Here is a 6,000-nt window from a genome sequence, read left to right as displayed (position 1 = left end):
GGATCATGATCGAGTCGGCCCCTCCGGCGTCTCCGCCACAGAGCCCCCTGTCGGGTTCGAACCGACGACCCCCGCTTTACAAGAGCGGTGCTCTGGCCAGCTGAGCTAAGGAGGCACGGTGACCGTCCGCGATGGATCACGGCGGCACCGGGGGCAGTCTACCGGGCCGGGGTGGTGGGGTGGGGGGATATCCCGGGGTTGGCGGGGTGGGTGGGCGTGATGGAACCGATGCGGAAAAGCGGGCGGAGGGGGGCTGACAAGCGGCGGAAGCGCAGGTAGCGTCGCCGGGAGTCGGTGTGTGCAGTGGTTCAGACCACTGCACGGCCGACCGAGACGAACGAACCCCCTTTACTCGGATCGTCCGGCACGTTCCTGCCGGTGAAGGAGAGAACGACCATGGCTTCTGTCACGTACGACCAGGCGACCCGTGTCTACCCCGGGGCGACCAAGCCGTCGGTGGACGCGCTGGACCTGGAGATCGCGGACGGCGAATTCCTCGTGCTGGTCGGCCCGTCGGGCTGCGGCAAGTCGACCAGCCTGCGCATGCTGGCCGGTCTGGAGGACGTCAACAGCGGCGCGATCCGGATCGGCGACCGGGACGTCACCCACCTGCCGCCGAAGGACCGGGACATCGCGATGGTGTTCCAGAACTACGCGCTCTACCCGCACATGACCGTCGCCGAGAACATGGGCTTCGCGCTCAAGATCGCCGGCGTGAACAAGGCGGACATCCGCATCAAGGTCGAGGAGGCGGCGAAGATCCTCGACCTGACCGACTACCTGGACCGCAAGCCGAAGGCGCTGTCCGGCGGTCAGCGCCAGCGCGTCGCGATGGGCCGGGCGATCGTCCGCCAGCCGCAGGTCTTCCTGATGGACGAGCCGCTGTCGAACCTGGACGCCAAGCTCCGCGTCTCGACCCGCACCCAGATCGCCGGCCTGCAGCGCCGCCTGGGCATCACCACGGTGTACGTCACCCACGACCAGACCGAGGCCCTCACCATGGGCGACCGGGTCGCGGTGCTCAAGGACGGTCTGCTCCAGCAGGTCGACACCCCGCGCAACATGTACGACAAGCCCGCGAACCTGTTCGTGGCCGGCTTCATCGGCTCGCCCGCCATGAACCTGGTCGAGGTGCCGCTGGTGGACGGCGGCGTGAAGTTCGGCGGCTCGGTGGTCAACATCTCCCGCGAGGACCTGGCCGGCGCCGCGACGGACAAGACGGTGACCGTCGGCATCCGCCCCGAGCACTTCCAGATCGTCCCGGCGGGCGGCATCGAGGGTGTCGCGGTGACGGTGAACGTGGTCGAGGAGCTCGGCTCGGACGGCTTCGTCTACGGCACCACCCAGATCGGCGGCGTGGACAAGGACCTGGTCGTCCGCGTGCCCGGCCGCCAGATCCCGGCCCGCGGCGAGACCGTCCACGTCGTGCCGACCGCCGAGGAGACCCACGTCTTCTCCACCAGCACCGGGGCCCGCCTGGGCCGCTGACGCCCGGCTCGTCGGCCCCCGCGCGGGGCAGCTCCGGAGCCCGTCGGACCGTTCGCGGTCCGGCGGGCTCCGTCCGTACACCCCCACGTCAACACGGTGCAGGGACGAACCCGGACACCCTGTCACTCGATGGCGTGACGGAGGGCGATCCGGGGCCTACCCACCGCTACTCTCCTGAGGGTGAAGCAGCTTGTGCGCCGTATCGGCCAGACCGTCGCCCTGACCCTGCCGGTCGTCCTGGTGACCACCGGCACCCTCGCCGTGACCCGGGTCCCATGGGCCCCGCCGACCGCGCTCGACCAGCAGGTCGTGGCGGCCTCCAGCGGTGACGGCGTCGGCATCGGGCGGTCGTCCGCGGCCGCCGCCAGGACGGACGGGCTCGCCCCGCAGGACTCGCTGCGGGTGGCGCTGCTGGACGAGCTGCGCACCAAGAACCCGTCCGCCGCGCTGGACCTGCTGGAGCGCTCGATGCGCGAGCAGCCGTCGCTGACGCCGTACTGCACCTCGCTGGCCACCGAGTTGGGCAAGGCGGCGGTCCGCAAGTACCAGGGCGACGTGCAGCGGGCCCGCTCCTTCGCCCGCCCGGTCTGCGACGGCGCCTTCGCGGCCGGCGTCGTCGGCTGACGGATCCCCGGACGAGCGGTCCACCTGAGGCGCCAACCCCCTTCCGGCGCCCTATTGTTCAGCCATGACCGCTGACTCCGGCACCACCGCCGACCCCGCGTCCCCGCAGCCCCAGCAGCACACCCGGCCGACCACGACTCCCGTCACCCAGGCCGTGATCCTGGCCGGCGGCCAGGGTTCCCGGCTGCGCCCCTACACGGACGACCGCCCCAAGCCGCTGGTCGAGATCCCGGGGACGGGCACGCCGATCCTCGGCCACCAGCTGGCCTGGCTGGCCGCCGAGGGCGTCACCGACGTCGTGGTGTCCTGCGGTCACCTGGCCGACGTGCTGGAGGAGTGGCTCGACAAGGCGGACCTGCCGCTGCGGGTGCGCACCGTGGTCGAGGCCGAGCCGCTGGGGCGCGGCGGCGGGCTCAAGTACGCGGCGAAGGCGCTGCCGCGCCCGGACGAGCCCTGGTACGCCACCAACGGCGACATCTGGACCCGGTTCAGCCTGCGCGACATGGCCGCCTTCCACCACGAGCGGGACGCCGTCGCGACGCTCGCGCTGGCCCGGCCGCGGATCCCGTGGGGCGCCGTGGAGACCGACCAGTTCGGCAACGTGCTGGACTTCATCGAGGCCCCGCCCTCGCCCTTCCTGATCAACGCCGGCCTGTACGTGTTCAGCCCGGAGTTCGCCGAGCTGCTGCCGGACGTGGGCGACCACGAGCGCACCACCTTCCCCCAACTCGCCCGCAGCAAGCGGCTCGCCGGGTACCAGCTGCCGCAGGGCGTGTACTGGCGCGCGATCGACACCGCGAAGGACCTCACCGAGGCGGCCAAGGAGCTCGCCGCCTACCGCGACAGCTCCCGCTGACGACGCGGAGACCGGCGGAGGGCGGACGGAGAACCGGCGAGGGCAAGCCCGCGGAACCGCCGAGCAGCACAACGGCCGGGTGCTCCCCCACGGAGCACCCGGCCGTAGCGCGTCCGGCGGCCTCAGGTGGCGGTCGGCGTCCCCGGACGGGAGGACTGCCCACCGGCCTGCCCACCGGACTGCCCACCGGCCTCCCCGCCGGACAGGCCGGCCAGCGGCCCGCTGCCCAGTACCGGTCCGCTGCCCAGCACCCCACCGAGCAGCCCGGAGCCGTTGCTCGGGCTGGGCTTGGGCGCGTTGCCCGAGCCGCCGGGGGCCGGGGTCCGCTGGGCGGGCGCGGAGCCGGACCCGGCGGACGGGGCGGCGGGCGCCGGGGAGGAGCCGCCGGTCTCGGGCTTGCCGGAGTGCTTGCCGCTGGGCGTGGCCCCGGCCGACTTGGCGGGGGCGGTGGACGGCGTGCCGGCGCTCGGGGTGGGGGTGGCCGGGCGGGGGGCGGCGGGCTGGGGCTGGGTGGACGTGCCCTGGCCGCCGGGGCCGCCGGACGGGCTGCCGGACGGCCAGACCGGGGTGCCGTAGTCGCCGGACGGTCGGCCGGGCTCCTGGTGCGGGCGGCCGCCGGTGCGGACGGCCGCGCCGAGCATCGAGCCGAGCAGCAGGGTGAGGCCGACCACGACGGTGGTGACGACCGCGCCGCGGCGCAGCACCCGGCGGCGCAGCGCACCGGGGGCGCCGGTGCCGATCCGGCGCCAGGCCTCCAGGTTGAGCCGTCCGTCGAGCGAGGCGAACGGCGCCCCGGCGATCAGCAGCGGGCTCCAGGCCGCGAGGAAGATCAGGTCGGGGGTGTCGTAGACCGGGACGGACCGCCAGCTGACGGTGAACAGCAGCACGGCGGAGAGCAGCATGGCCGCCCCGGCGGCGAGCCGCTGCCACAGGCCGAGGACGGTCAGCACGCCGACCACGATCTCGGTGAACGACACCACCAGGCCGGAGCCGACGGGGTGCGCCATCGCGAAGGCGAGCAGCGGCTCGGCGACCTTCCACGGGTGCAGCGAGGAGAGCCAGCGCATCATGGAGCCGCGCTCGCCGCCGTCGAAGTACACCGGGTCGCAGAGCTTGCTGAACCCGGCGTAGACGGAGAGCGAGCCGAGCACCGCGCGCAGCGGCAGCAGCACCAGGCCGAGGTCGACCCGGCGGCCGGGGTACCAGGGCTGCTTGCCGTCGGCCGCGGAGGCGGCGGAGACCTCCGGCAGTTCGCCGCTGGGGGTCCAGCCGTGCGGCTCGCCGACCGGGCCGACGCCGGCGTCGGTGGCGGTGCCGCTGCCCTCGCGCGGCTGGCGGGGGACGGTCCGGGCGCCCGCGTAGGCGGGCAGCACCTGGGTGTCCGCGCCGTCGGGGCCGGCGCCGCCGGGCGCGCCGTTGGTCCGCACCGCTTCCAGGAGCCGGGTGGCCGCGAGGTCGCCGGGGGCCGCCTGTCCGGTCCAGGTGACGGCGGTGACCCGGCCCTTGCGCCGCTGCGCGCCGCCGGCGGCCCCGGCCGCGGCTCCGGCCAGCGCCGGGACGGCGGAGGCGGGCACGACGACCTGCGGGGTGACCAGCGGACGGCGGATCAGGCCCTGGTTGGCGTACGGGTCGCCGAACGCGGCGCCGGTGGACAGCAGTCCCGCCGGGGCGTCGATCAGCGGCGCCACCGGGGTGCCGAGCCGGAGCCGGAAGCTCGCCTGGGTGCTGCTGAGGCGCGCGGGGTCCGACGGCACCTTGACGGTGTCGATCCCGGGGCCCGCCTCTATCCCGGTGCTGCCCCCGCCGAACAGGGGGCGCCGAGGTGTTCTGGTGTCCACGTCCACGCCCGTCTAACCGGGTGACGGCCGCTTAGGACACTCTCCCGGGTGGATGTCCGGCGCATACTTGAAGTGATCATGAGAAAAGCGATCGGACCCGGTCGGGCCCGATCGCTTTTCACTCGGATCGCGGAGAATTCAGAAGTTCTCCTGCGGACGGGGGTCCGTCCGTGCTGGTCCGGACCTGCCGGAAATCAGCGCTTGGCGCGCATGCGGGCGGCCTCGTACAGCACGATGCCCGCCGCGACACCGGCGTTCAGCGACTCGGTCAGGCCGCTCATCGGGATCCGGACCCGCATGTCGCAGGTCTCGGAGACCAGGCGGGACAGGCCCTTGCCCTCGCTGCCCGCGACGATCACCACGGGGCCGTTCAGCAGCTCCAGGTCGCCCAGCTCGGCCTCGCCGTCGGCGGCCAGGCCGACGACCATCAGGCCGGCCTTCTGGTAGGCCTCCAGGGTGCGGGTCATGTTGGTGGCGCGGGCCACGGGCAGCCGGGCGGCGGCACCGGAGGAGGTCTTCCAGGCACCGGCGGTCATGCCGGCCGCACGGCGCTCGGGGATGACCACGCCGTGCGCGCCGAAGGCGGCGGCGGAGCGGACCACGGCGCCGAGGTTGCGCGAGTCGGTGACCCCGTCCAGCGCGATGATCAGCGCGTCCTGGCCGGCGTCGGAGGCCTCGGCGAGCAGGTCCTCGGGGTGGGCGTACTCGTACGGCGGGACCTGCAGCACCAGGCCCTGGTGGTTCATCCCGCCGGTCATCTGGTCCAGCTGCGCGCGCGGGGCCTCCATCAGCGGGATGCCGCGGTCGTTGGCGGCCTGGAAGGCGTCGCGCACCCGGTCGTCGGTGTCGATGAACTGCTGGACGTACAGGGCGTTGGCGGGCACGTCGCCCTTGAGCGCCTCGACCACCGAGTTGCGGCCGAAGACCAGCTCGGCACTGCCCGCGCCGCCGCGGCCGCCCCGGCCGCCGGCACCGGCCCGGCGCATGCCGGCCCGGGCCTTGGCGTCCCGCTCGCGCTTGATCGCGGCGTTGGCGGCCCGCTGCTTGGGGTGGCCCTTGCGCTCCTCACCGGGAGGGGTCGGGCCCTTGCCCTGCAGCGCCTTCCGGCTGTGCCCGCCGGTACCGACAGCGGCCCCCTTCTTCGACCCGGGGTTGCGGCGGTTCCTGCGCTGGCTGTTGCCGGCCATGGCTGTA

At 74.0% G+C, this 6,000-nt stretch carries 5 protein-coding genes and 1 tRNA gene; 3 read left to right on the top strand and 3 right to left on the bottom strand.

Annotation, left to right across the window (positions count from 1 at the left end; translation table 11 throughout):
• Positions 1-41: 41 nt before the first annotated feature.
• A tRNA-Thr gene (locus ACFV8H_RS36985) sits at positions 42-115 on the bottom strand.
• A 281-nt stretch (positions 116-396) separates the two neighbouring features.
• On the opposite strand from ACFV8H_RS36985, the gene ACFV8H_RS36980 reads away from it, so the two are divergent.
• From ACFV8H_RS36980 to ACFV8H_RS36970, 3 genes are all read left to right on the top strand, one after another.
• Positions 397-1,488, top strand: a complete 1,092-nt coding sequence (locus ACFV8H_RS36980; protein ID WP_375881521.1) for an ABC transporter ATP-binding protein — start codon at positions 397-399, stop codon at positions 1,486-1,488.
• A gap of 180 nt (positions 1,489-1,668) precedes the next feature.
• The gene (locus tag ACFV8H_RS36975) at positions 1,669-2,112 is read left to right on the top strand and encodes a hypothetical protein (protein ID WP_380408558.1); all 444 of its coding nucleotides are present in this window, start codon (positions 1,669-1,671) and stop codon (positions 2,110-2,112) included.
• 64 nt (positions 2,113-2,176) lie between these two features.
• Positions 2,177-2,968: an NDP-sugar synthase gene (locus ACFV8H_RS36970; RefSeq protein WP_380408556.1), complete on the top strand. Its 792-nt coding sequence runs from the start codon at positions 2,177-2,179 to the stop codon at positions 2,966-2,968.
• Between the two features lie 122 nt (positions 2,969-3,090).
• On the opposite strand, the gene ACFV8H_RS36965 is transcribed toward ACFV8H_RS36970, so the two are convergent.
• Both ACFV8H_RS36965 and rlmB read right to left on the bottom strand, forming a co-directional pair.
• Complete coding sequence (locus ACFV8H_RS36965) at positions 3,091-4,722, bottom strand: DoxX family protein (RefSeq protein ID WP_380408554.1); 1,632 nt, start codon at positions 4,720-4,722, stop codon at positions 3,091-3,093.
• 278 nt (positions 4,723-5,000) lie between these two features.
• Positions 5,001-5,993: a 23S rRNA (guanosine(2251)-2'-O)-methyltransferase RlmB gene (rlmB, locus tag ACFV8H_RS36960; protein ID WP_380408552.1), complete on the bottom strand. Its 993-nt coding sequence runs from the start codon at positions 5,991-5,993 to the stop codon at positions 5,001-5,003.
• Positions 5,994-6,000: the final 7 nt, after the last annotated feature.

It is taken from the genome of Kitasatospora sp. NPDC059827 (genome assembly GCF_042731675.1).
GTDB lineage: Bacteria > Actinomycetota > Actinomycetes > Streptomycetales > Streptomycetaceae > Kitasatospora.
Note: the sequence above shows the minus strand (reverse complement) of the source record. Positions and strands in the feature narration are given on the sequence as shown.